The sequence below is a fragment of the Sphingomonas mangrovi genome (assembly GCF_047975845.1).
GTDB lineage: Bacteria > Pseudomonadota > Alphaproteobacteria > Sphingomonadales > Sphingomonadaceae > Sphingomonas.
Genome location: NZ_JBIUCZ010000006.1, coordinates 102509 through 125486 on the forward strand (window position 1 = coordinate 102509; position 22978 = coordinate 125486).

General features: G+C 70.1%; 23 protein-coding genes and 2 pseudogenes. 6 read left to right on the forward strand and 19 right to left on the reverse strand.

Going from position 1 to position 22978, the window contains the following annotated elements:
- Nucleotides 1–344 precede the first annotated feature (344 nt).
- Together ACBY01_RS05110 and ACBY01_RS05115 are read right to left on the reverse strand one after the other, a co-directional pair.
- Entirely contained in the window at nt 345–1937 is a 1593-nt protein-coding gene (locus ACBY01_RS05110) for a class I adenylate-forming enzyme family protein (RefSeq protein ID WP_416459704.1), read from the reverse strand.
- Complete coding sequence (locus ACBY01_RS05115) at nt 1844–2698, reverse strand: SDR family NAD(P)-dependent oxidoreductase (RefSeq protein ID WP_416459705.1); 855 nt, start codon at nt 2696–2698, stop codon at nt 1844–1846. The genes ACBY01_RS05110 and ACBY01_RS05115 overlap by 94 nt, the downstream gene beginning before the upstream one ends.
- Between ACBY01_RS05115 and ACBY01_RS05120 the strand changes: the two genes are divergently transcribed.
- Nucleotides 2679–3209, forward strand: a complete 531-nt coding sequence (locus ACBY01_RS05120; RefSeq protein WP_416459706.1) for a hypothetical protein — start codon at nt 2679–2681, stop codon at nt 3207–3209. The two genes, ACBY01_RS05115 and ACBY01_RS05120, sit on opposite strands and share 20 nt — an antisense overlap.
- A gap of 21 nt (nt 3210–3230) precedes the next feature.
- Here the strand turns inward: ACBY01_RS05120 and ACBY01_RS05125 are convergent, their stop codons facing one another.
- From ACBY01_RS05125 to ACBY01_RS05135, 3 genes are all read right to left on the reverse strand, one after another.
- Nucleotides 3231–3680: an HD domain-containing protein gene (locus ACBY01_RS05125; RefSeq protein ID WP_416459707.1), complete on the reverse strand. Its 450-nt coding sequence runs from the start codon at nt 3678–3680 to the stop codon at nt 3231–3233.
- A gap of 92 nt (nt 3681–3772) precedes the next feature.
- Complete coding sequence (locus ACBY01_RS05130; RefSeq protein ID WP_416459708.1) at nt 3773–4315, reverse strand: DUF3833 family protein; 543 nt, start codon at nt 4313–4315, stop codon at nt 3773–3775.
- Between the two features lie 132 nt (nt 4316–4447).
- Nucleotides 4448–4717 carry a hypothetical protein gene (locus ACBY01_RS05135; protein ID WP_416459709.1) on the reverse strand — a complete coding sequence of 90 codons (270 nt, stop codon included), beginning with the start codon at nt 4715–4717 and terminating at the stop codon, nt 4448–4450.
- Between the two features lie 381 nt (nt 4718–5098).
- On the opposite strand from ACBY01_RS05135, the gene ACBY01_RS05140 reads away from it, so the two are divergent.
- Genes ACBY01_RS05140 through ACBY01_RS05150 form a run of 3 tightly spaced genes read left to right on the forward strand, consistent with a single transcriptional unit; the run spans nt 5099 to nt 9014 of the window.
- Entirely contained in the window at nt 5099–6691 is a 1593-nt protein-coding gene (locus ACBY01_RS05140; RefSeq protein ID WP_416459710.1) for a DUF4153 domain-containing protein, read from the forward strand.
- Nucleotides 6688–7410 carry a response regulator transcription factor gene (locus tag ACBY01_RS05145; RefSeq protein WP_416459711.1) on the forward strand — a complete coding sequence of 241 codons (723 nt, stop codon included), beginning with the start codon at nt 6688–6690 and terminating at the stop codon, nt 7408–7410. Before ACBY01_RS05140 ends, ACBY01_RS05145 begins: the two co-directional genes overlap by 4 nt.
- Nucleotides 7407–9014 (forward strand): HAMP domain-containing sensor histidine kinase, encoded by a 1608-nt coding sequence (locus ACBY01_RS05150; RefSeq protein WP_416459712.1) that lies wholly within the window; start codon nt 7407–7409, stop codon nt 9012–9014. The genes ACBY01_RS05145 and ACBY01_RS05150 overlap by 4 nt, the downstream gene beginning before the upstream one ends.
- A 25-nt stretch (nt 9015–9039) precedes the next feature.
- On the opposite strand, the gene ACBY01_RS05155 is transcribed toward ACBY01_RS05150, so the two are convergent.
- The 13 genes from ACBY01_RS05155 to ACBY01_RS05215 all read right to left on the reverse strand — a co-directional run bounded on the left by ACBY01_RS05155 (nt 9040) and on the right by ACBY01_RS05215 (nt 20440).
- Entirely contained in the window at nt 9040–9291 is a 252-nt protein-coding gene (locus tag ACBY01_RS05155) for a hypothetical protein (RefSeq protein WP_416459713.1), read from the reverse strand.
- Nucleotides 9288–9773 carry an SAM-dependent methyltransferase gene (locus ACBY01_RS05160; protein WP_416459714.1) on the reverse strand — a complete coding sequence of 162 codons (486 nt, stop codon included), beginning with the start codon at nt 9771–9773 and terminating at the stop codon, nt 9288–9290. Before ACBY01_RS05160 ends, ACBY01_RS05155 begins: the two co-directional genes overlap by 4 nt.
- A gap of 11 nt (nt 9774–9784) precedes the next feature.
- Nucleotides 9785–10048: a hypothetical protein gene (locus tag ACBY01_RS05165; protein WP_416459715.1), complete on the reverse strand. Its 264-nt coding sequence runs from the start codon at nt 10046–10048 to the stop codon at nt 9785–9787.
- Nucleotides 10049–10060: 12 nt separating this feature from the next.
- The gene (locus ACBY01_RS05170; RefSeq protein WP_416459716.1) at nt 10061–10396 is read right to left on the reverse strand and encodes a hypothetical protein; all 336 of its coding nucleotides are present in this window, start codon (nt 10394–10396) and stop codon (nt 10061–10063) included.
- Nucleotides 10389–10931, reverse strand: a complete 543-nt coding sequence (locus ACBY01_RS05175) for a hypothetical protein (protein WP_416459717.1) — start codon at nt 10929–10931, stop codon at nt 10389–10391. The genes ACBY01_RS05170 and ACBY01_RS05175 overlap by 8 nt, the downstream gene beginning before the upstream one ends.
- A 101-nt stretch (nt 10932–11032) precedes the next feature.
- Nucleotides 11033–11719 (reverse strand): response regulator transcription factor, encoded by a 687-nt coding sequence (locus ACBY01_RS05180; RefSeq protein WP_416459718.1) that lies wholly within the window; start codon nt 11717–11719, stop codon nt 11033–11035.
- Complete coding sequence (locus tag ACBY01_RS05185) at nt 11720–14395, reverse strand: DUF4118 domain-containing protein (RefSeq protein ID WP_416459719.1); 2676 nt, start codon at nt 14393–14395, stop codon at nt 11720–11722. It abuts the gene before it with no gap.
- Nucleotides 14395–14997 (reverse strand): potassium-transporting ATPase subunit KdpC, encoded by a 603-nt coding sequence (gene kdpC / locus ACBY01_RS05190; protein WP_416459720.1) that lies wholly within the window; start codon nt 14995–14997, stop codon nt 14395–14397. The genes ACBY01_RS05185 and kdpC overlap by 1 nt, the downstream gene beginning before the upstream one ends.
- A 13-nt stretch (nt 14998–15010) precedes the next feature.
- Complete coding sequence (gene kdpB / locus ACBY01_RS05195; RefSeq protein WP_416459721.1) at nt 15011–17044, reverse strand: potassium-transporting ATPase subunit KdpB; 2034 nt, start codon at nt 17042–17044, stop codon at nt 15011–15013.
- 12 nt (nt 17045–17056) lie between these two features.
- Nucleotides 17057–18760 (reverse strand): potassium-transporting ATPase subunit KdpA, encoded by a 1704-nt coding sequence (gene kdpA / locus ACBY01_RS05200; RefSeq protein ID WP_416459723.1) that lies wholly within the window; start codon nt 18758–18760, stop codon nt 17057–17059.
- Between the two features lie 13 nt (nt 18761–18773).
- Nucleotides 18774–18863, reverse strand: a complete 90-nt coding sequence (gene kdpF / locus ACBY01_RS05205) for a K(+)-transporting ATPase subunit F (RefSeq protein ID WP_037531783.1) — start codon at nt 18861–18863, stop codon at nt 18774–18776.
- A gap of 113 nt (nt 18864–18976) precedes the next feature.
- The gene (locus ACBY01_RS05210) at nt 18977–19849 is read right to left on the reverse strand and encodes a TorF family putative porin (RefSeq protein ID WP_416459724.1); all 873 of its coding nucleotides are present in this window, start codon (nt 19847–19849) and stop codon (nt 18977–18979) included.
- A 216-nt stretch (nt 19850–20065) separates the two neighbouring features.
- Nucleotides 20066–20440, reverse strand: coding sequence for a lysozyme inhibitor LprI family protein (locus ACBY01_RS05215; RefSeq protein ID WP_416459725.1), 375 nt, complete (start codon nt 20438–20440; stop codon nt 20066–20068).
- Nucleotides 20441–20632: 192 nt separating this feature from the next.
- Between ACBY01_RS05215 and ACBY01_RS05220 the strand changes: the two genes are divergently transcribed.
- Nucleotides 20633–21604: a DUF4424 family protein gene (locus ACBY01_RS05220; protein ID WP_416459726.1), complete on the forward strand. Its 972-nt coding sequence runs from the start codon at nt 20633–20635 to the stop codon at nt 21602–21604.
- Nucleotides 21605–21994: 390 nt separating this feature from the next.
- A pseudogene (locus tag ACBY01_RS17185) lies at nt 21995–22837 on the forward strand (surface-adhesin E family protein); the annotation flags it as partial.
- 33 nt (nt 22838–22870) lie between these two features.
- Here the strand turns inward: ACBY01_RS17185 and ACBY01_RS05230 are convergent.
- Nucleotides 22871–22978, reverse strand: a pseudogene (locus ACBY01_RS05230) (IS481 family transposase); the annotation flags it as partial.

The window sequence follows — 22978 nt, forward strand, 5'->3', positions numbered from 1 at the left end:
CGCTTACTGCCGATCCACCGATCAACCCGTCGCGCCTCCATTATCATGATACAAAAAGTAAATTGTCAATTGGATGGTTGGGCTCGGAAAGCGGCTCGGTCAGATCATCGTACAGTTGTTGCCAAGTCGCCACTGTTAGCGATAACAGCCGTAATCCGGATGTTATTTGGTGCGGCGCACAATCTATTACGCCGATTTTCGGATGCGGGCCTTCTTTGCTGGCTCGACGGTTGCAGGCGAGGCTGCTCCGGGCGTCTACGCGTAGCGGCAAGGCATGCACTCCCTGCCTGAACAGGGTGCCTACAGAAGCGCTACAAACGCCCGTAACGTATCACGCCCAGCGATCACGCCATGGTGGCCAACAGCGCACGTTTGTCGATCTTGCCGATGCTCGTCAGCGGCAATGCCGCCAGCAGCCGCAGTTCGCGGGGCCGCTGATACCGCGCAATCCGTGGGGCAAGCCACTCGGACAAACCATCCGCGTCGACCGCACCGTCGGCACGCGGAACCACGAAGGCGACCAGTCGCTGACCGTAGACCGCGTCCTCAACGCCGATGACGGCCGCCTCGCGCACGTCGGGGTGGGCGAGCAGGACCCGCTCCACCTCCCACGGGCTGACGTTCTCGCCGCCAGAGACGATCCTATCGTCCGCCCGCCCGCGCAGGAACAGCCGCCCCGCGGCATCCCGCATCGCGAGATCGCCGGTGTCGAGCCACCGCCCCGCCGCGCTCGCCAGGCTGCTGCGCACCCACAGGTGTCCGGCGACGCCGTCGGCAAGGCTGCGTCCCGCCTCGTCGCGGATGTCGATCGACACGCCCCAGATCGCGCGGCCGATCGTATCGGGACACGCCGCCAGATCGTCGGGGGTCGCCATCGCCGCCACGCCGGCCTCGCTGGTGCCGTAGAGATTGAACAGCACCGGCCCGATCCGCGCGCGGGTTTCGGCTGCCAGCCGCGGCGGCATCTGGGCGCCGCCGCACACGATGCGACGCAGCGCCGGCAGTTCGTCTGCCAGGCACAGCAGGCGCTGAAGCATGGTCGGCACGACCACCAATGCGTCGACCTGTTCGGTCTCCAGGCACGCCGCGGTCCGGCGCGCGTCGAAGGCGCGGGTGAGACGAACCGTCCGGCCAAGCGCCACCGCGATCAGCAATGCCGCCAGCCCGAAGCCGTGGAACAGCGGTACGGCGATCCAGACCGACCGGCACCCACCGAGGTCGAGCGTACCCACCAGATCCGCGAAGCCGCGCGCGACGTTCGCGATCGAAGGCGCACGCGCGGCGACTTTGGGCGCGCCGGTCGTTCCCCCGGTGAGCACCACGATCCGGCCCGGCGCGACACGTCCGATCGGCCTCTCCTCGGCCGACGCCTGCGCCGACAACGACGCGAGGTCGAGCACCCGCGCCGCGCCCCCCTCAAGCAACGGCGCGGTATCCGCTTCGGCGAGCACGAGCCGGATGGCGTGCGCCTCGACCAGATCGCGCAGCTGCAGGGTCCCCATGTCCGGGTTCAGCAGGAACACGTCGCCGCCCGCCCGGGAGATCGCGAAGACCGCGCGCACCAGCGGCACGCCATTTCGCGCCAGCACGCCCACCGGTCGTCCGGGCGCGACATCATGCCGGTTCCGAAGCAGCGATGCCAAGGCGTCGCACCGTCGGGCAAGCGCGTCGAACGAGGTCCGCCCAAGGTCGTCGACCACCGCCCCCTCGGCCGTCCCGCCGATCCGCAGCAGGGTCGTCAGATGCGGCCCTGACGTCGCGACTGCCGCGACGAGACGCAGCCAGCGCCGGGGATCGAACAGGCCCGCACGCCACAGCCCCGGGAACATCGCCGCCCGGCCGTTCATCGCAGCGCCGCGCGTTGCTGGCGATCGAGCCACGCCTCCCACGCCCTGCCACCCAGCGCCGCCGCCATTCGCGCCGGCGGCAGCCACCATGGCATCCAGCGGCGGCGGCGGCTGAGCATGGCCGCGACGATGCGCACCGCCGCCTGCTCCGCCGACATCGCGGGCACGCGATCGTAGATCGCGGTCGGCGCGATCATCGCGGTGCGGACGAGCGGAAGGTAGAGCGAGCTCACCGCCACGCCGCGCGCCCGCAACTCGGGCGCGGCGCAGCGCAGCCACTGGTCGAACGCCGACTTCGACGCCTGATACGGCCCCCAATAGGGAGCGGGCGGCAGCAGCACGTTGGCCGCCGAGACGTTGATCACCTGCCCGCCCCGCGCCACCAAGCCCGGCGCGGCGGCGAGTACCAGCCGCGCCGGCGCGAGATAGTTGACACCATTGGTGCGACCGATGTCATGAAAGCGGTCGAGTGCGTCGAACAGGGGACGACGAATGGACTTGCCGGCATTGCTGACCAGAATGTCCGGAGCGAGCGCCGGCAGCTGCGACGCCAGTCGCTCGACCTGCGCGGGATCGTTGAGGTCGGTCGCGAACGCCTGTGCCGAACCCGAACGGGCACCGATTTCCGCCGCCAGCGCTTCCAGCCGCGCGGCGTTGCGCGCAACCAGCAGCACCCGCGCGCCGGAAGCCGCCACCAGCCGCGCCACCTGCTCGCCGATGCCGGCGCTGGCGCCGGTCACCAGCACCGTCTTGCCCTCGAGCGCGCGAGCGAGTGCGCGTCGATCTACCGACACCGGCGGAAACAGCAGGGATTGTAGAATCGCCGCACCCATGTCCGGCGAAGGTGGCACGCCGCCGGATATTGTAAAGCGGCGGCGCGTTTACGCCGCCGGCGTCGCCGCGGCGCTGCGTCTGGCTGCGGCGGCAGTCGCGCTGCCGCTGTTCGCCTCGGGATGCGACGGTGTGTCGTTGCGCGAACCGAAGAAGGTCGAGACGCTCGACCGCCGCGCCGCCGAGGCCGCGCAGGCGATCGGGCTGACGCTACCGCCATCCACCCGCATCGAATTCGCCAAGCATGAGGGCTGGATCGACGACGCCGCCTGGCTGGCGTTCGTCGTCGACGACGCGGAGTGGCGCACGCTGGAGGCGCAGTTCGCACGCGCGGATCCAGAGGCGCTCCCGTACTCCGCAGAGGCCGTCAGCCACCTGCCGGCGGACGAAGAGGGGTATCGCCCCAGCCGGCAACCCAGGCTGGTCGCCCGTCAACAGCGATGGCGGAACGGCACCGAGGCGATGAACATCGGCTATGCGGCGGCGGGGCCCGGCAAGCGGCGCGTCTTCCTGCTCTGGCACCAGTTGTAGACGCCGCGCGGACGACCGCGCCTAGCCGTCCGCCCCGTCGAGCAGCGCCAGCGCGTTGCGGTACTTGTCGGCGCGCAGCCGGTCGCGGTCGGTGATCTCCGGCAGCCGCGACAGGTCGAGATTGTCCGCGATGTCGGCGCGCTTGACGTCGCGCGCGGTCGGGCACGCCGCACAGCGCGCAACGAACGCCTCGTAGCTCTCGTCCTCGCGCCGAGTGAGCGCATCGACCGCGTCCGCGATCGCGCTCCCGAACCGCGCCCGGATCGTCTCCAGCGCGACGTCGCCATCCTCGACCACGTCGTGCAGCACCGCGGCGATCCGCCGCTCGGTGTCGCGCTGCTGGAGCATGATCCGCAAGGGATGGAGGATGTACGGGGTACCCGCCTTGTCGGTCTGCCCGCGATGCGCGTCGACCGCCATCACGATCGCCTGGTCCAGCAGGGCAGCGTCCCGCGCAGCTTCGCTCTCCATCGGCTTCTCCCTGATCTGACAACGCCTGCATAGCGTGCGACCGAGGTGGAAGCGACCGGCATCCACCATCCTCCGCTGGCGGTACCGCGCAGTCACTCCGTCTTCGTGATGGTCTCGGCGAGCACGGCCACGACGACGCCGACCTTGCGCACGGCCATGCGGTTGAAGACGGTCCTACCGTCAGCACGCAGGTAGAGGCGCTGGTCGGCGGTGAGCCCGCCCTTCATCCGGAACGTCAGGTGGAGGAGGTTGCCGTCGATCACCCCTGAGATCGGCCCGGCGGCATCGCTCAACGTTCCGGCGAATTTCCCCGGCGCGATCTGGCGAATGCGCCAGGTACGCTGCCGGACGGGCTTGTCGCCCTCCCGCACCGATTGCGTCACCACCAGCGTGCCGTCTGGCTCGACGTGGCCGATGCTCGCGACGCGAATTGCCGTTCGCCGCCCGCCGATGACGGCCAGCGTGCCGCTCCCCTCCGTGCGGCCGACGAAGAAGTCCGCCGGAGAAAATACGGGGGTTCGCATCGTCAGCGCGGCCGGCGACGACGGCAAGGACACGCATCCGGCCGCTCCGAGCAACGGAAGCGAGGCGAGGATCAGCCGCGCGCGAAAAAGCGGTAGGAAACGGGCTCGCATCTCGTTCCTCCATCGCATTCGATAGGACGGCGGCATCGTCCAACGAAAAGGGGCGCCCGAAGTGTCGAGCGCCCCTTCCCTAACCGAGCCGCGCTTGGGAGCAGCTCGTGTTCTTTCGGACCGTGTCCGCGATCACATCCCGTTGGACAGGTTCGTGTCGGGATCGTTGGTCCGCATGTCCTCGGCCTTGGCGTCGCCGGTCTCGCGCACCGCATCGGCCTGGTTCTCGAGACGGTCCTCGGCGGCTTCGGTCGTGGTGTTGTCGGCAGCCTCTTCCAGGTTGTCCGCCATCGCTTCGGCGTTCGCCTCGATGTTGTCGGCAGCCTGTTCGCGCGGGCTGGAATTGCACGCCGCGAGCGAAAGCATTCCCGCTGCAGCACCCAGAACGAGCATCTTCTTCATTATGCTTAACCCTTGTTGTGGACGGCACTTCAATTCGGGGCAATAATCGCCGGCCCGCCGCTTTGTTCCGGATGCGCGACAAAAAAGATCGTGTTGCGCGGCGAACAGTGGCGCTACCGGCGCCGCGTGAACCTTGGGACGTACTCGGCCAGCTCGGCGTTTTCCGACTTCCCGCCCCCTCGGTATCCCATCGAAAACAAGCAGTTCGACCGCACCGCCGCGTCCCAGAGTCGCCGCTGTATGCGGACGGCGTCGGCCAGGAAAACGTCGCGCGTTCCCGTCTGCACCGTCTCTGCACGACTTCGCCACCGATCGTGGAACGGCAGCTCGCTCGCGGCTGGATCGCTGGGCCGCATCGAGGTGCCGACAACGGAGATCGGCATGCACGACAGCGAACCGCGACGACGCTTCACCTTCCTCACCAAATGTCTCGGCGCGGGTGCGCTGATCGGGGTGGCGAACCTGCTCTTCTACGGCGAGTCGGCCGGCGCCACCCTCGGGGGCTTTGCGCTCGCCTGGCTGGCGGTGCTGGCGGCGACCCGGCCCGACCTGCGCCGCCATTCCGCCGCACGGCTCGCGCTCTTGGCAGCCGCCGGATTCGCGCTCGCCATGGTCGACGATCCCGGCGCGCTCGACCTTTGGCTGTTCTGGATCGCGCTCACCTCCGCCAGCGTGTTGCCGCAGCACTGCTACACCGATGCGATCGGCTGGTGCGGCAAGCTGGCGCTGCACGCGCTGGTCGGGATCGTCGCACCCCTTCGCGACCTCCGCCGCTGGATGAAGGCGGGCCGCGCCGGCAAGGGCCGCACGCTCGCTGCCGTCAGCGGCCTGCTCCTCCTGCCGGTGGGCGGCAGCGTGGTGTTCCTGGCGCTGTTCGCCAGCGCCAACCCGCTGATCGGCAACGCCTTCGCCACCATCGAGTTACCCGATCTCTCCTCGGCGATCCTCCACCTGCTCTTCTGGAGCGCGGTGCTGCTGCTGGTCTGGCCAAGCCTGCGTCCGCGCTTCCAGATGATCAGGATCGAGCCGTCGTCCGAAACGAACGGACACAGCTTCGGCGTTCCGGTGGCGACGGCGACGCTGTCGCTGGTCGCCTTCAACGCGATCTTCGCGATCGAGAACCTGCTCGACCTCGCCTTCCTGTGGAGCGGTGCGCCGCTTCCCACCGGGGTGACGATGGCCGACTATGCCCATCGCGGCGCCTATCCGCTGATCGCGACGGCGTTGCTGGCAGGCGTGTTCGTGCTGGTCGCCGCCATTCCCGGGACCCCGGCCGCACACAGCAGGACGGTTCGCCGGTTGATCGTGCTTTGGGTCGGGCAGAATCTGCTGCTGGTCGCGTCCAGCATCCTGCGCACGATCGACTATGTCGCGGCCTATTCCCTGACTGTCCTGCGGCTGGAGGCGCTCGCGTGGATGGCGCTGGTCGGCGTCGGGCTGGTGCTGATCGTGTGGCGCATGCTCGCCGGCCGCTCGGTCCAGTGGCTGATCAACGCCAACGCGGTCGCCGCGGGCGCGGTACTCGTCGCAGCGAGCGTGCTCGACCTGGGCGCCACCACCGCGAGCTGGAACGTCCGCCACGCCCGCACCGCCGGCGACCTCGACCTCTGCTATATCGAGGAGCTCGGCGCCTCCGCGCTGCTGCCGCTGGTCGAGCTGGAGCGGCGCGCGGGCGGACCGGTCCTCCGCGATCGCTCCGCCTATCTTCGCTCCCAAGCGATGTACCGGGTCGAGGCGGATCAGGCAGACTGGCACAGCTGGACCTGGCGCAACGCGCGCCGCCTCACCGCCGCGCGCGGGCTGCTCGGCGACACGCCACCGCGCGTGCGGGACGTCTATCAGGGCCGCGCCTGCGGCGGGGCGCCGCTGCCCCCCGATCCCGATCTCGTCGCACCGTCGGACCCGGCTGCGTCCGCGATCGATCGCGTCGAGCGCACGTCCGCCGCACCGTTGACGCGGAGGGCGCAACCATGATCCTGTGTCCCATGCCGCGCACGATTCTGGTCGCCGACGACGATCCGCACATCCGCCAGCTGCTGGTCTTCGCACTCGGCAAGGCCGGGCTCGATGCGATCGAGGCCGAGGACGGCGAGGCTGCGCTGGCGATGGTCGAGACGCACCGCCCCGACCTGATCGTGCTGGACATCAACATGCCGCGGCTGGACGGGCTGGAGGTGTGCCGGCGGCTCCGCGCGACGGCCGACCTGCCGATCCTGTTCCTCTCCTCGCGAGACGACGAGATCGACCGGGTGCTCGGCATCGAGCTCGGCGCCGACGACTATGTGGTCAAACCCTTCTCCCCGCGCGAAGTGGTGGCACGCGTCATGGCCATCCTGCGCCGGACCCATGCGCGGCCGCCGGCGGCCGATCATGCCGGCGCCGCCATCCACCATGCGCGGCTCACGCTTGACGTGGAGGGCTGGCAGGCGCACTGGGACACGAGCGAGGTGCCGCTGACCGTCACCGAGTTCTCGATCCTGCGGACGCTGGCGGTGATGCCGGGCAAGGTGTTCAGCCGCGACGCGATTATCGACCGGCTGCACGGGCCGGGCTTCGCCGTCACCGACCGCACGATCGACAGCCACATCCGCAACCTGCGCGCCAAGTTCGCCGGCCTGGGCGGCACCGACCTGATCGAGACGCGCGCGGGGATCGGCTACCGGCTCGGGACCTGTACCGGCACGGCGGCGTGATCGGCGCGGCGAAGGCGTGGGCCAAGCGGCACTGGCCGCGCCTGTCGCTGCGCACCTATCTGTTCGCGAGCTTCTTCGTGGTAGCGGCGCTGCCCGGCGTCGGCGCGGTGTTCCTGCGGGTGTACGAAAACACGCTGGTCCGCCAGACCGAGGCAGAGCTGGTCGCCCAGGGTGCGGCGCTGTCGGCGAGCGCCGCGGCGCTGTGGCCCCGGGATGCGCCGGGACGCCCCGCGCCCCCGACCGCGGCGACGCCGGTCGGCCGCTACGGCGCCGCGGTCCATCCCAACGTCGACCTGAGCGCGACGCCGATCCTGCCCGAACGCCCCTCGCCGGTCTCCGCAACCACGCCTGCGGAGGACGCGCGGCGTGCCGCCTCGCCCCTCGCGCCGATCTTCCGCACGACCCAGCGCACCACCCTCGCCTCGATCCTGCTGCTCGACCGCGAAGGCCGGATCGTCACCGGCACCGCCGCGCAAGGGAGCTATGCCGCGCTTCCCGAGGTCGCCGCCGCGCGCGCCGGCACGCCCGCCACCGTGCTGCGGCGGAACGGCGCGTATCGCGCCACCTATCGCTTCGAATGGCTGTCGCGGGCGGCGGCGATCCGCGTCCACCACGCCCGCCCCGTGGTGGTAGACGGCCGCGTCGTCGGCGTGCTGCTGCTGTCGCGATCGGCACGCTCGCTGTTCGTCGGCCTCTACGAGGATCGCGGCAAGATCGTGTTCGGCGTGCTGGCGATCCTTGGCGTGCTGATCGTCCTCTCGGGCCTGCTGTCGCGCGGCATCGCCCGCCCGATCGATGCGCTGCGTCAGGCGGCGCGGCAGGTGGCGGCCGGAAGCGGCACCGTGCCGACGATCCCGCCGACCGCGGCGATCGAGATCCAGGACCTCTACCGCGACTTTGCGGTCATGGCGGCGGCGATCGAGACCCGGTCGCGCTACCTGCGCGACTTCGCCCATGCCGTCAGCCACGAGTTCAAGACGCCGCTCGCCGCGATCCGCGGCGCGATCGAACTGCTCCAGGATCATGCCGACGCCATGTCGCACGAGGAGCGCCGCCGGTTCCTGGCCAATGTCGATGCAGACGCCAGCCGGCTGACGCTGCTCGTCTCGCGGCTGCTCGACCTCGCGCGCGCCGACATGATGACCGAGACGCACCAACGCCCCAGCGATGTCGTGGCGACCGCGCGCACGCTCGCCGACGCCCTCTCGGGAGGCGGGCTGACGGTCACGGTGAAGGCCGATCGCCCGGAAATCTTCGCGGCAATCGCGGAGAACACGCTCGAAGCGGTGCTGACCACGCTCATCGAGAACAGCCGCCAGGCCGGCGCCACGACGGTCGCGATCGCGGTGCACGCCGGCGACACGGTGGTGGTCGCGCTTTCGGACGACGGCAGCGGCATCCCCGCCGCCGACCGCGAGCGGATCTTCGAGCCGTTCTTCACCTCGCGGCGGACCAGCGGCGGTACCGGCCTGGGCCTGCCGATCGCCCGATCGCTACTCGCCGCAGCCGGCGGCGACCTGCGGCTGGTCGAGGCGGCGCGCGGAACCACCTTCCACCTGCGCCTGCAGCCGGCACGCGGTTCTCGACCCGACGGCCAGCCATAACGGCGGCGGCGTGCCGACAGCGTGCTCAGCGCGAGAGACTGCCGCGCCGGCGAACGCGGGCGGCGTGGACCGCCCCGGCGGTGTGGCAGTGTCCGCGACGTTCCGCGCGGAAGCTCTGCGCCACGCGCTTGCCGTGGAGCATCAGCGGCAGGCCGAGGAAGACCAGCGGGAAGAAGAGGACCATCAGCGGCGATCCGCCCACGGCCACGCAGATCGCACATGCGGTGGCGGTGAGCGCGAGGCCGGCCCCCCGCCAGGCGAGATCGCGGCGGGTCATGCCGCCCTCCGCCCGGCGAGGTTCGCTGCCGCCTCGCCGATGACGACGTCCGCCGACGCGCGGAGGACTGCCGCCGCTCGCTCGCCATCGGTCGCATGCCACAGCACGATATCCGCCGGCTGCACGGCTTCCTCGGTGAGCGCCCTGACGGCATCGGCGCATTCGAAGACCAGCCCGATCGCCGGATCGCGGAGCCGTCCCGCGGCGGCGCGCGCACGGCCGATCAGCGCGGGCGCGCCGTCGATGCCGCGGCCCTCGATCGCGGTGAAGCCGAGCGCCCGGGCATGGCGCACCGTCTCGATCAGCAGCGTGCCGCATCCGCAGTCGGCATCGACGATGCGAACCGCGAACCGGCCGCGCAGGCGCAGCGCCGCCAGTGTGGCGGCAAGCTGCGGCCAGCGCGGGTCGCTGCGTGCGGTCCGGCTACCCGGCGCCGGCGCGCCGGCCGGACGCGACAGCCGCTTGGCGTGGAACGCCTGCATGCACGCCCCCATCATGCCGCGCGCAACCGTTCGCGAGGATCGATGCCGAGCGGCCCGAACGGGACCAGCGGCACGAGCGGTGCCGCGGCGATCTCAAGGCTGGCGTGGTAGGTCTGGCGCTCCGCCTCGGCGAAGCTCAGCGCCGCGCGCCGCGACACGAATCTGCCTTCGAGCTTGCGGCCGCTGTCCTGCACGAGCCAGTGGCCCGCCGTATCCTGGCCGACGTAGATGACGAGCCCGTGTTGGTCGGGCTCCGGAGTGGGTTCGGACGACATGTCGTCTTCCTTCTATGGCCGAGCGTCGTTGCGCTCGACGCCGCACCTATGGGCCGGCGCATAGGGTTTCGAGATCGGTTTGCGGCAACGGCATAGTGGCGCCGTAGTGGTGCGATCGGTTCGTCGCATTTGCGGCCCCCTGCCCGACTGCTCGAACAGCCGGCGGCCGTGGATCAGCAGGAGCACGCCGGTGCTGGCGAGCAGGAAGGTCGTCAGCCCGAGCGCGAATTTGGCAAGTCCGGCCGGGCGCGCGCGGGCGGCGTCGTAGACGGCGCGGTGCGCCAGCGTCGACCCTGCCGAGGCGAGCAGCAGCGCGACGCCGACGAGCCGCGGCGGCAGCCTAACCACCGCAGGCTCCGGTGGCGGGCGTGCCGGGACTGCGCAGCTTCAGTCGTCCCGCGATCCGCGGCGGCGCGCCCGCCGATGATGCGATCGCCGTGGACGGGCGGCGATCGCGCTCGGTGCAGGCGAAGCGCTGTGCCGCCTGATACGAGGCGAAGCGGCCGAGCAGCAGCCCGGCGCTCTCGTGCACCGTCCAGCTTCCGTCGACCTCCTGGCCGACGACCAGCAGGCAGGGTTCCACGTCTTTCATGGGGGTTGCCGTCTCCAAGATGGGGGATGCCGTGGCACACGCCGGATGCTGCCAGCGGGCGCTCGCCTGCCCCTTGTCGAACAGGTGGCTGCCGAGCATCGTCAGCACGCCGCCGGCGCTCGCCGCGACGAAGCCGAGCGCGGCCAAGCCGTAACCGAGCGCGCCCTCGCCATGCGGCGGCAGGCGCAGCGCGACGAGTTGCGCAAAGGCGGCATAGGCCGCGCCCCACAGAAGAAGCCCCGATGCGCGCAGACCCAGGTCCGCGCGGCGCGAGCGATGCCACGACGCCATGCCACAATCCTCGTTGTGGCCGCCCAGCTATCGGCCGCGGCGTAGCAATTCGAGAGCGATTCCGGTCCTTCGCATAGCGCCGGCGTAGCGCCGCGCGATCGCTATCCGTCGGCGCGCAACCGGTAGCCGACGCCGAGCTCGTTCGCGATTACGCTGCCGACCGGGCCGGGCGCTTCGAGCTTCTGGCGCAGGTTGCGGATGACGATGCGGAGATACTCGACCCGCGGGTCCTCGTCCCCGCCCCAGGCGGCGGAGAGCACCCGTTCGTGGGTGACGACCCGGCCGATGTGGCGCGCGAGGATCGCGAGCACGTCGTGCTCCTTGCGGGTGAGATGAAGCTCCTCGCCACCGCGCAGCACCATCCGCCGATCGAGATCGATGCTGAGGTCGCCGCGCCGGACGATCCGCGGCGTCGCCTCGGACACGCCCTGGTGACGCAGCGCCACCCGCAGCCGGGCGAGCAGTTCGTCGGTGTCGAACGGCTTGCCGACGAAGTCGTCGGCGCCCAGGTCGAGCGCGGCGACCTTTTCCTCCACGGCGTCGCGCGCGGAGACGACCAGCACCACCGCATCGCCGTCGGCGCGGAGCAGCGGGACGAGGCTCAGCCCGTCGCGATCGGGCAGCCCCAGGTCGAGCAGCACCGCGTCGGGGTGCTCGATCGCCGCCTGGCGCAGCGCGTCGCGCGCGTTGCCGGCCTCGACCACGGTATAGCCGGCGCGGACCAGCGTGTTGCGGAGCAGGCGGCGGATGGCGACTTCGTCGTCCACGACGAGGACTTTGGCGGGCATTCAGGACAGGCCTTCCGGTGCGGGATCGCGGACGATGAGGGCGGGCGGGAAATGCAGCGCGAAGGCGGCGCCGCTACCGTCGTCGCGATTGGATGCCTCAACGGTCATGCCCATCGCCTCGGCGAACGCCTTGACGATGGCGAGTCCCAGCCCGGTTCCGCCGACCGCACGATCGGAGCCTTCGAGGCGGCGGAACGTCTCGAACACCTCCGCCTCGCCGCCCGGCGGCAGCCCCGGTCCCTGGTCGAGCACCGCCAGCCGCAGCTCGCCGAACCGGTGTCGTCCCTCGATGACGATCGGTGTGCCGGGATCGCCGTAGCGGCCGGCGTTGTCGAGCAGGTTGAGCAGGCAGTGATGGAGCAGCTGCGGGTCGGCGCGGACCAGTGGCAGGTCCGGCGGCACGTCGAGCCGGACCGCGTGCCCCTCCAGCGCCCGGCGCGCGTCGTGCGCGGCGCCGGTGACGGCGTCGCTGAGGTCGACCGGCTCGATCGCGAGCTTGAGCGCGCCGGCCTCGACCCGCGCCATGTCGAGCAGGTTGGCGACGAAGCGGTTGAGCCGCGCCGCTTCGCTCTCGATGGTGCCGATCAGCTCGGGGGTGGCGCCGTGGTGGAGCTGCGCGGCGGCGGCGATCACCGCGGTGAGCGGCGTGCGCAGATCATGGCTGACCGACGACAGCAGCGCCGCGCGCAGCCGGTCGCGGGTGCGCACGGTCTCGACGTCGCGCATCTCGGCCGCCAGCCGCAGCCGTTCGAGCACCAGCGCCGACTGATCGATCAGGCTGCTGAGCAGCGGCAGCTGGTCGGCGCGGACGGGATCGCCCGGCGTATCGCGCGCCACACCCAGCACGGCGAGAACATGGTCCCCCGCCTTGAGCGGCTGGAACAGCCATTCCGAGGCGGCGAGCGTGCCCGATCCCTTGCCGGCCGCGCTGCCGGTGTCGAACGCCCAGGTGGCGGCGGCGGTGTCCATCGTGTCGAGCTGATAGGCGGCGTCGCTCGCGGCCAGCATCTCCAGGTGCGAGCCGTGCACCGGCGCAAGCAGCACCACCTGAACGTCGAGCAGCCGCCGCACGTCGTCGCAGATCATCTGCGCCGCGACGTCCGGATCGTTGACGCTGGTGATCTGCCGCAGAAAGCCGGCGAGCGTTGCGTTGGTGCGGGCGCTCGCCGCCGCCAGATCGGCCTGCGCCCGCACGCGCGAGGTCAGCTGGCTGGTCGCGATGGCGATGCCGAGCAGCGCCACCGCCGAGATCAGGTTCTCGGGATTGGCGATGCTGAGCGTGCCGACCGGCGGCAGGAAGACGAAGTTGTAGGCGAGGCTCGACGCCAGGCCTGCGTAGATGCCGGTGCGCAGCCCGAACAGGCTGGCCGCCGCCATGACCGGCAGCAGGTAGAGCAGCGCCACGTTGCCGAGGTCCAGCACATGGAACAGCGCGCTGGCGATGCCGGTCACCGCCGCAACCATCGCCGTCGTCGCCGCATAGCCGGCAGGCGTACCCGGTCGCGCCGGGCGCCGGCGGCCGCGCTGCGGGCCCGTCGGAGCATCCTCAACGGGAAGGACGTGGACGGTAACGCCCGGCGTGTCGCGGATCAGCCGGTGGACCACCGAGCCGTGGCGCAGCTCGAACCAGCGCGAGCGGCGCGACTTGCCGAGGATCAGCTGGGTCGCGCGCGCGTCCGCCAGGAAGCTCTGCAACCCCTCGACCACATTGGGCGCCGGCACCGTCGCGACCGCGCCGCCGAGCTGGGTTGCCAGCGTCATCGCCGCGGCGACATGGCCGTGTTGCGCGTCGGTGAAGTGCGCGGAGCGCGGCGTCTCGATGAACACCGCGGTCCACGGGCCCCGCAGGCCGTCGGCGACGCGCTTGGCGGCGCGCACCAGCACATCGGCGCCAGGCAGCTCGTTGATCGCGACGACGATGCGGTCGCTGCCCGCCCAGGTGCCGCCGAGCCCCAGCGCGCGCACGTCGTCGAGCATCCGCGCGTCGACCGCCTGCGCCGCGCGGCGCAGCGCGAGTTCGCGCAACGCCGACAGGTTCGACTTGGAGAAGAAGTGCGACAGCGCCCGCGTCGCCTCCTGCGGCAGATAGACCTTGCCCGCCTTCAGCCGCTCGATCAGCTCGTCGGGCGGGATGTCCACCACCTCGATCTCGGCCATTTCGAGGATGCTGTCGGGCACCGTCTCGCGCACGCGGACGCGCGTGAAGCTCGCGACGACGTCGTTCAGGCTTTCGACGTGCTGGATGTTGACGGTGGAGTAGACGTCGATGCCTGCGGCGAGCAGTTCCTCGACGTCTTGATACCGCTTGGGATGGCGGCTGCCGGGCGCATTGGTGTGGGCGAGTTCGTCGACGAGCACCAGCCGCGGCGCGCGGGCGAGCACCGCGTCGAGGTCCATCTCGTGCAGCGTGCGCCCTTCGTAAGGGATGTGGCGGCGCGGGATGATCTCGTGCCCGCGGGTGAGCGCTTCGGTCTCGGCGCGGCCGTGGGTCTCCACCACGCCCACCACGACGTCGACGCCGTCGCGTTTGCGCGCGGCGCCTTCGGACAGCATCTCGAAGGTCTTGCCGACGCCGGGCGCGGCGCCGAGGAACAGCTTCAGTCGCCCTCGACCCTCCTGCGCGGCCTGGCGCAGGAGGGCGTCGGGATCCGGTCGTCCGTCGCCGGATGCCGGCATCAGCGCGGCGGCACGTCTGGAGCGCCGCCGCGCGGCAGCGCGTCGAGCGCGCGGTTGAGCGCGAGGACGTTGACGTGCGGGTCGCCGAAGATCGACGTCTCGGTTCCCTCGGCGACCATCGCGCGGACCCGCTCGACGGGCATGCCGCGCACCCGCGCGATCCGCGGCGCCTGCGCCAGCGCCGCCGCCGGCGACAGATCGGGATCGAGCCCCGAACCGCTCGCGGTGACGAGGTCGGCGGGAAGCGCACCCCCCACCCCCTCGCCGCGGCGCTTGGCGACGTCCGCCTGCACGCGGTCGAGCAGCGCTTGGCTCGTCGGCCCTAGGTTGGAGCCCGACGAGGCGATCCCGTCGTAGCCGTCGCTGCCCGCCGCCGAGGGGCGCGTCTGGAAATAGCGGTCGGCGACGAACGCCTGGCCGACCACCGACGACCCGACCACCCGGCCGCTTTCGTCGCGCACCAGGCTGCCGTTCGCCTGCGCCGGAAAGAGCAGTTGGCCGAGGCCGGTCATCGCCAGCGGATAGGCCAGCCCGAGCAGCAGCGCGAACAGGACCGTCATGACGATCGCGGGTCGCAGTGCGGAAGAGAAATCCTTGCCCATGTTCCGATACTCCTTAGGCGAGGCCGAGGCCGCCGACCATCAGGTCGATGATCTTGATGCCGACGAACGGCGCGACGAGACCGCCGAGGCCGTAGACGGCGAGATTGCGCGCCAGCAGCGGCCCCGCCCCCATCGGCCGGTACGCCACGCCCTTGAGCGCGAGCGGCACCAGCAGCGGGATGATGATCGCGTTGAAGATGATCGCGCTGAGGATCGCCGACTGCGGCGTCGCCAGCCCCATCACGTTGAGCACGCCCAACCCTGGATAGAGCGCGACGAACATCGCCGGGATGATCGCGAAATACTTCGCCACGTCGTTGGCGACCGAGAAGGTCGTGAGCGCACCGCGCGTCATCAGCAGCTGCTTGCCCAGCCCCACCACCTCGATCAACTTGGTCGGGTCGCTGTCGAGGTCGACCATGTTGCCGGCCTCGCGCGCGGCCTGGGTGCCGGTGTTCATCGCGACGCCGACGTCAGCCTGGGCGAGCGCAGGAGCGTCGTTTGTGCCGTCGCCGCACATCGCCACCAGCTTGCCGCCCGCCTGCTCCTTGCGGATCAGCGCGAGCTTGTCCTCCGGGGTCGCCTGCGCGAGGAAGTCGTCGACCCCGGCCTCGGCGGCGATGGCGGCGGCGGTCAGCGGGTTGTCGCCGGTGATCATCACCGTGCGGATGCCCATCTGGCGCAGCTCGCCGAAGCGCTCGCGGATGCCCGCCTTGACCACGTCCTTGAGGAAGATGGCGCCGAGCAGCCGACCGTCGCGCGCGACCGCCAGCGGCGTGCCGCCGGCGCGTGCGATCTCGTCGGTGATGCGGCGCAGCTCGGTCGCGGCTGCGGTCTCCCCGGCACCGGGGTTGGCGCGCAGGATCGAGTCGACCGCCCCCTTCTGGATCAGCGTGTCGCCGGTGCGGATGCCGGAGACGCGGGTCTGCGCGGTGAACGGGATGATCTCCGCACCCGCCGGCATCGGCCGCTGCAGATCGAACCGCTCGCGCGCCAGCACCACGACCGAACGCCCCTCGGGCGTCTCGTCGGCCAGGCTGGCGAGCAGCGCCGCCTCGGCGAGCGCCGCCTCGCTGGTGCCGCCGACAGGGCGGAACTCGCTGGCTTGGCGGTCGCCGATGGTGATGGTGCCGGTCTTGTCGAGCAGCAGCACGTCGACGTCGCCCGCCGCCTCGACCGCGCGGCCCGACTTGGCGAGCACGTTGAAGCGCACCAGCCGGTCCATGCCCGCGATGCCGATCGCTGACAGCAGCGCCGCGATGGTGGTCGGGATGAGCGTGATGAGCAGCGCCGCCAAGATGGCGACCGGGATGCTGCCGCCGGCATAGCTGGCGAAGCCCGGGATGGTCGCGACCGCGATCAGGAAGATGATCGTCAGCCCGACCAGCAGCAGCGTCAGCGCGATCTCGTTGGGCGTCTTCTGCCGCTCGGCGCCCTCGACCAGCGCGATCATCCGGTCGAGGAAGCCCTTGCCCGGCTCCACCGTCACCTTGACGCGGATCTCGTCGGAGAGGACGCGCGTCCCCGCGGTCACCGCCGAGCGGTCGCCGCCCGCCTCGCGGATCACCGGCGCGCTTTCGCCGGTGATCGCGGATTCGTTGACCGAGGCGACCCCCGAAACCACGTCGCCGTCGGACGGGATCAGGTCGTTGGTCTCGACGAGCACGATGTCGCCGACCTTGAGCTGGCTGGCGGGGACGCTGTCGAACTCGCGCCCGTCGCCCTTCAGCCGCTTGGCGGTGAGCTCCGCCTTGGTGGCGCGCAGACTCGCCGCCTGCGCCTTGCCGCGCCCCTCCGCCAGCGCTTCTGCGAAGGTGCCGAACAGCACGGTCAGCCACAGCCACACGGCCAGCTGCAGCTTGAAGCCCGTCGAGAGATCATCCTGCCCGATCACGAGCAGGACGGTCATCAGCACCGCGACGGCGGCGGTCACGAACATCACCGGGTTGCGGCCGAGTTCGCGCGGGTCGAGCTTGAGGAACGATGCCTTGATCGCCGGCACCACGAGGTCGGCCGTGAACAGGCTCTTTGTCTGGGTCTTTGCCATTGCGGCCCCCGATCAGAACGATTGTCCGCGGATCATGCTGAGATGATCGGCGATGGGACCGAGCGCGAGGCTCGGCAGGAAGGTGAGCCCGCCCAGGATCAGGATGATCCCGACCAGCAGCCCGATCCACAGCCCGCCCGTGGTCGGGAACGAGCCGGCGCTCTCGGGCGCGACCTTCTTCGCGGCCAGGCTGCCGGCGATCGCCAGCATCGGCACGATGATGAAGAAGCGGCCGAGCCACATCGCAACGCCCAGCAGGCCGTTGTAATAGGGCGTGTTGGCGGTCAGGCCGGCGAAGGCCGAGCCGTTGTTCGCGACGCCGCTGGTGAAGGCGTAGAGCATCTCCGAGAAGCCGTGCGGCCCCTTGTTGAGCGGCCCCGCCAGCCCCGGTTCGAGCACCGACGACAGCGCGGTGAAGCCGAGGATGACGAGCGGCAGCACCGCGATCGCCAGCACCGCGAGCTTCACCTCACGCGCCTCGATCTTCTTGCCGACATATTCGGGCGTGCGGCCGACCATCAGCCCGGCGACGAACACCGCCAGGATGGCGAACAGCAGGAAGCCGTAGATGCCGGCACCCACGCCGCCGACCACGATCTCGCCCAGCTGCATGTTGAACAGCGGGATCATGCCGCCCAGCGCGGTGAAGCTGTCGTGCATCGAATTGACCGCGCCGCACGACGCCGCGGTGGTGATGGTGGAGAACAACGCCGAGGCGGCGATGCCGAAGCGCACCTCCTTGCCCTCCATGTTGCCGCCGGCGACGCCGAGCTGGTGGAGCGCCGGATTGCCTGCAGCCTCCGCCCAATAGGCGATCGTCACCCCGGCGAGGAACAGGATCATCATCGCCGCCAGGATCGCCCAGCCCTGCCGCGGGTTGCCGACCGCCTTGCCGAAGGTCCAGGTCAGCCCGACGCCGATCACGAAGATCGACAGCATCTGCACGAAGTTGGTGAGCGCGCTCGGGTTCTCGAACGGGTGGGCGGAGTTGGCGTTGAAGAAGCCGCCGCCGTTGGTGCCGAGCATCTTGATCGCCTCCTGCGAGGCGACCGGGCCGAGCGTCAGCGTCTGCCGCACCCCCTCCAGCGTGTCGATGCCGACCGTGCCGGCGAGCGTCTGCGGCACGCCGCTGCCGATCAGGAACAGCGCGTAGACGATGCAGACCGGCAGCAGCAGGTAGAGCGTGATCCGCGTGACGTCCGCCCAGAAGTTGCCGACCGTCGCCGCCTCGCGCCGGGCGAAGCCGCGGAACAGCGCGAAGGCCAGCGCGATGCCGGTCGCCGCGGAGAGGAAGTTCTGGATGGCCAGCCCCAGCATCTGGCTGAGGTTCGACAGCGTGCTTTCGCCGCCGTAGCTCTGCCAGTTGGTATTGGTGGTGAAGCTGATCGCGGTATTGAACGACAGATGCTCGCCGACCGCCGCTTGCCCGCTCGGGTTGATCGGCAGCACCGCCTGCAGCCGCAGCACGGCGTAGGTGAAGAGCATCAGCGCCGCGTTGAACAGCAGCATGTGCACCGCATAGCGGCGCCAGCCCTGCTCGGCGGTGGGATCGATGCCCGACAGCGCGTAGAAGCCGCGCTCGACCGGGCCGAGCACCAGGTGCAGCGGGGTGCGCCGCCCCTCGTACAGTGCGTGGAGCCACATGCCGACGGGTTTCGCCAGCAGCAGCAGGATGCCGACGAAGGCGAGGATCAGGAACCAGCCCTGAAGTGTCATGGGTGCCGCTCCTTCAGAAGCGTTCGGGGCGGATCAGCACCGCCACGAGATAGACGAGGAGGCCGAGCGCGGTGAGCGCCGCCAGCCAAAGGTCGAGCGTCATCTCAGCCCTCCCTCACGCGTGATCGCACAGGCGGACGTAGGCGAGCGTCAGCGCCACCAGTCCCACCATGATCGCGATCCAGAGCAGATCCTGCATTGCACGTCCTCCAGGGTTCAGAAGGCAGCCGTCAGCGCGACCACGACCGCACCGCCGGCGATGTTGCCGGTGCCGTCCTGGCCCTTGCTGAAGCTCGGGCGGAGGTAGGCGGCGTCGCGATCGGAGATGTCGGTGTCGACGTAGCTGACGTTGAAGGTCAGGTTCTTCCAGGTGACGTCGGCGCCCAGCGACCAGTCCCAATAGCTGCCGGTGGGCGCGATGGCGGTCGCATTGGGGCCAAGGCCGTTCTGGCCCCAGCCGTGGCCGACGTGCGCCTTGGCGGTGATCGGCGTGCCGGCGAGCGCGATCGCGCCGTCGCCCCACAGGTAGAGGTTGTCGTCCTTGTCGCCCGGATCGGTGTAGACGCCGGCGGCCGCATCGGCGCCCGCTTCGTACCACTTGCCGGTCGCCTGCTGCTTGGGGGCATAGGCGGCGCCCGCGGTCAGCGTGGCGGGACCGGCGATGCCGGTGAGCTTGACGTACGGCTCGGCGAAGTCCGTCTTATCGGCGCCGCCCGGATAGGTGTACCAGGTCAGCCCGACGTCGAGCGTCGCGCCGTCGCCCAAGGCCGCCTTGTAGCCGCCGATCAGGTCGAGCTCCATGTTGGCGCCGCCGAACGTGCCCCAGCCGGCGAGGTTGGACGCCCACACCCCGGCGTAGAAGCCGCTCGTGTGCGCGACGGTGATGCCGCCCTGTATCGCCATCTGCCGATCGGACTGCGACACGCCGCGAAAGCGATAGTCGGAGGCGATCGTCGCCGCGCCGCTGACGGTCAGCTCGGACGGCGGCGCGGTCTCGGCAACGGCCTCCTCGCCAGGCGCCGACTGCGCCTGCGCGCCGATCGGCACGAGCAGGAACGCGACGGCCGCAGCCGCAGGACCAAAGTTCATCACTGCACCCCTTCGAACCGGCGATCGCCGCAGTTGGCGACGCCTTCAGGGTGGGGCGATTAGGCCCAGGCTGCGTAGCAATTCGAGATCGATTCCCGCAAAGCGCATAGTGCTGGCATAGCATTCGCGTTTTTCGGACGGGGCTCCTCATCGTGAGGCTGGAAAGCGTCGGGGCGACCGGACCGCTACGCGCGCCGCCCGGTCGCACCATCGGCCTCAGAAGCGGATCTGCTCCTCGAGCTCGTTGGCGCGGGTCGCCGTCTTGGCGACGAGGCAGGTGCTGTTGATCGTCTCCTGATCCACCTTGCACTCGTAGTCGCGCTGCCTGAGCCACGAGCGCTGGTAATTGCGAAGCGCGATCTTTTCCTGCGGCTTGCTCGCCAGCTGGCGCATGACCTGCTGATAGGCCTTGTTCAGCCGAGCGTCCTGCGACGTCATCTCGGCCTGCGCGCAGATCCCCGACTGTACGGTGTTGTTACCCGCACGGGCTTGGCACGCGAGATACCGCGGCGAGAGGCCCGAAGAATCGTCTTGCGCCAGTGCCGCGGAACCCGACACCAGCAGTCCTGCCGTCAACAGTGCAACCTTCAACATTGCAGTTTCCCTCCCTGAGGTCTTCGGCAGGCCGGTCCGCCACTGCGGACCGGGCCGATCGACGGTGCCATGTGTGTCCCGCACTTGGCGGTTTGTCGATCCCCGGAAGTGTTGGAGGGTGCAAGCGTGGCGGAGACAGGCGTGCGAGGCGCGTGTACAGCACCTCGACGGGACGCAACGGGGGACGTCATGCACAAGATCGCGCTTTGTCTTGCCGCAACCGCTTCGCTCGCCGGCACAGCGCGGGCGAACGACACCACTGCGGAACGCGCCGCCGGCGGCCTGGTGCTCACCCGTAGCGACGCGATCGACATGGTGTCGGAGGACCTGTTCGTCTCCGCCGATCTCGTGCGGGTGCGCTACGTCTTCCGCAACCGCACCGCGGCCGACGTTCGCACCACCGTCGCCTTCCCGCTGCCGGACGACGATCTGGCGGAGCGCGAAGTCCGCGACGTCGCGACGCCCCGCGACTTCGCCACCCTGGTCGACGGCAAGCCCGTGCGCATGGCGGTCGAGCACAAGGCGATCGCCAACGGACGCGACCAGAGCGCGCTGCTCGCATCGCTCGGCGTGCCGGTGACCGGCGACATGGAGGCGAAGCTCGACGCGCTGGGAAAGGACGCGCGCAAGCGACTGATCGCCGCCGGGCTCGTCACGCCGGACAACGGAGGCGACGGCAGCACCGGTCACCTGATCCCCGCCTGGACGGTAAAGGAGACCTGGCATTGGGACCAGCGCTTCCCCGCCGGCCGCGACCTGATGGTCGAGCATCGCTACGCGCCGGCGACCGGGGCCAGCGTGGGCACCGACCTCGCCCTGCCCGGATTTCGCCGAAGCGCGGAGGGCAAGGCCTATGCCGCACGCTATTGCGCCGATGCGGGCTTCCTCGCCGGCATCGACCGGCTCGCACGCGCCGCGGGACGGCAGGCGGCCGCGGCGCTGCCCGAATATCGCGTCGGTTATGTGCTCAAAACCGGCGCCAACTGGCGCGCGCCGATCGGAAGTTTCCGGCTGGTCATCGACAAGGGTGCGCCCGACAATCTCGTCAGCTTCTGTGCCGACGGCGTGCGCAAGATCTCCCCCACCCGCTTCGAAGTACGCCGGAGCAATTGGCGCCCCGACCGCGACCTGGATGTGCTGATCGTCACGCCGCGCGGGTGAGACTTCGCGGGAGTTGGAACTCTCGAGTCTATGTCCAACACATCGAAAACTATTGATCGGCGTTCCGGTTGACCGGCCAAGTCACCGTTCCCATTGCTCGCTTGAGGGCGGCGCGCTAGCCTTTCCGAAACTCGGGAGAGGCATCGATGAAAGCATGGATTGCTACCGACGTTCTCCTGGCCGGACGTATTCGGCATCGCCCGATCCCGGTCGCGGTGCCATCCATCCTCGACTGCTCTTCGCGGCCGTGACGATCCCCATACCTGCGGAAGCGTTGCCAACGGCATGCGACTACGCTCCTCCTGTCAACCTGACGAAGGTCAGAATTCATCGTCGCTCCGCTTGCGTCTCCCTTGTCCCGCGTCCCGCATCGGCCGGAGAGGAGGCGGCATGCGCTTGCGCTCGCTGAGTCGGCTGCTCCTGTTGCTGGCGGCCGCGGCCCTGCCCGCCGCGGCGGACGCCTCCGAATGGTGGTATGTGAACGGCGATCCGGACCGCGTGCTGTTCATCGACAGCAAGTCGATCGAGCGCACCGGCAATATCGCGACCTACTGGACGATGTACGTCCTGCGCGCGGACGCGCGACCGGCGATGACCAAGGCGCGGATGGAGGCCGACTGCGCCAAGCGCGGCGTTCGCTACCTGGCGGAATTCGAATACGACGCCGAGGGACGCTCGTTGGAAGGATCGTCCGCCCGCTCGCGCCTCCTGCAGATCGTTCCGCCGGATTCGCTTGGCGATGCCGAGCGGAACTTCGCGTGCGGCGACGACGGCGACCGCGCCGCCAACGACCAGTTCGCGCTAGGGATGGACGCGACGACGTTCGCCCGGGCGCTGCTCGCGCGGGAGAACAAGCCGGGCGTCGCCCACGCGCTCCACGACGAGCTCGCCGGCGTTCCGAAGGCGGAACCGGATCGCGCCGAACTTCCCATCCAGCCCATCCAACCCGTTCCTGCACCCCCAGCATCGGAGCTCGACGCGATCGATCCCGCCGCACTCGCCCTCAAGGTGGATGATGACTGCGGCGGCAGCCCGGAGACATGCCGCACGCTCGGCGATCGCTATGCCGAGGGCGATGGCATCGCCAAGAACGCGACCCGCGCGGCAGCCTATTACGACCGCGGGTGCCGTGACGGTGGCGACGACTCCTGCGTCGCGCTCGGCATCGCCCATCAGCAAGGCAACGGCGTTCCCAAGGACATCGCTGCCGCCGCACGCGCCTTCGCGGAAGCCTGCGAGAAGGGCGGCGCCATCCGGTGCGTGAACCTAGGTGTTCAGTCCCGGCATCTGGTGGATCGGATTGACGATGAAGCGTTCTGGCTCTGAGGTCCAGAGCTTGGCGATGTATTCGTAGGGTGTGAGGCCGCTGAGCGT

Excerpts from the sequence above, each read along its gene's own strand:
- ACBY01_RS05110 (WP_416459704.1), bottom strand. The coding sequence starts at position 1,937 with ATGGTGGCTGCCGCCGGCGCGAATGGCGGCGGCGCTGGGTGGCAGGGC.
- ACBY01_RS05120 (WP_416459706.1), top strand. The coding sequence starts at position 2,679 with ATGTCCGGCGAAGGTGGCACGCCGCCGGATATTGTAAAGCGGCGGCGC.
- ACBY01_RS05125 (WP_416459707.1), bottom strand. The coding sequence starts at position 3,680 with ATGGAGAGCGAAGCTGCGCGGGACGCTGCCCTGCTGGACCAGGCGATC.
- ACBY01_RS05130 (WP_416459708.1), bottom strand. The coding sequence starts at position 4,315 with ATGCGAGCCCGTTTCCTACCGCTTTTTCGCGCGCGGCTGATCCTCGCC.
- ACBY01_RS05135 (WP_416459709.1), bottom strand. The coding sequence starts at position 4,717 with ATGAAGAAGATGCTCGTTCTGGGTGCTGCAGCGGGAATGCTTTCGCTC.
- ACBY01_RS05140 (WP_416459710.1), top strand. The coding sequence starts at position 5,099 with ATGCACGACAGCGAACCGCGACGACGCTTCACCTTCCTCACCAAATGT.
- ACBY01_RS05145 (WP_416459711.1), top strand. The coding sequence starts at position 6,688 with ATGATCCTGTGTCCCATGCCGCGCACGATTCTGGTCGCCGACGACGAT.
- ACBY01_RS05155 (WP_416459713.1), bottom strand. The coding sequence starts at position 9,291 with ATGACCCGCCGCGATCTCGCCTGGCGGGGGGCCGGCCTCGCGCTCACC.
- ACBY01_RS05160 (WP_416459714.1), bottom strand. The coding sequence starts at position 9,773 with ATGCAGGCGTTCCACGCCAAGCGGCTGTCGCGTCCGGCCGGCGCGCCG.
- ACBY01_RS05165 (WP_416459715.1), bottom strand. The coding sequence starts at position 10,048 with ATGTCGTCCGAACCCACTCCGGAGCCCGACCAACACGGGCTCGTCATC.
- ACBY01_RS05175 (WP_416459717.1), bottom strand. The coding sequence starts at position 10,931 with ATGGCGTCGTGGCATCGCTCGCGCCGCGCGGACCTGGGTCTGCGCGCA.
- ACBY01_RS05180 (WP_416459718.1), bottom strand. The coding sequence starts at position 11,719 with ATGCCCGCCAAAGTCCTCGTCGTGGACGACGAAGTCGCCATCCGCCGC.
- ACBY01_RS05185 (WP_416459719.1), bottom strand. The coding sequence starts at position 14,395 with ATGCCGGCATCCGGCGACGGACGACCGGATCCCGACGCCCTCCTGCGC.
- kdpC (WP_416459720.1), bottom strand. The coding sequence starts at position 14,997 with ATGGGCAAGGATTTCTCTTCCGCACTGCGACCCGCGATCGTCATGACG.
- kdpB (WP_416459721.1), bottom strand. The coding sequence starts at position 17,044 with ATGGCAAAGACCCAGACAAAGAGCCTGTTCACGGCCGACCTCGTGGTG.
- kdpA (WP_416459723.1), bottom strand. The coding sequence starts at position 18,760 with ATGACACTTCAGGGCTGGTTCCTGATCCTCGCCTTCGTCGGCATCCTG.
- kdpF (WP_037531783.1), bottom strand. The coding sequence starts at position 18,863 with ATGACGCTCGACCTTTGGCTGGCGGCGCTCACCGCGCTCGGCCTCCTC.
- ACBY01_RS05210 (WP_416459724.1), bottom strand. The coding sequence starts at position 19,849 with ATGAACTTTGGTCCTGCGGCTGCGGCCGTCGCGTTCCTGCTCGTGCCG.
- ACBY01_RS05220 (WP_416459726.1), top strand. The coding sequence starts at position 20,633 with ATGCACAAGATCGCGCTTTGTCTTGCCGCAACCGCTTCGCTCGCCGGC.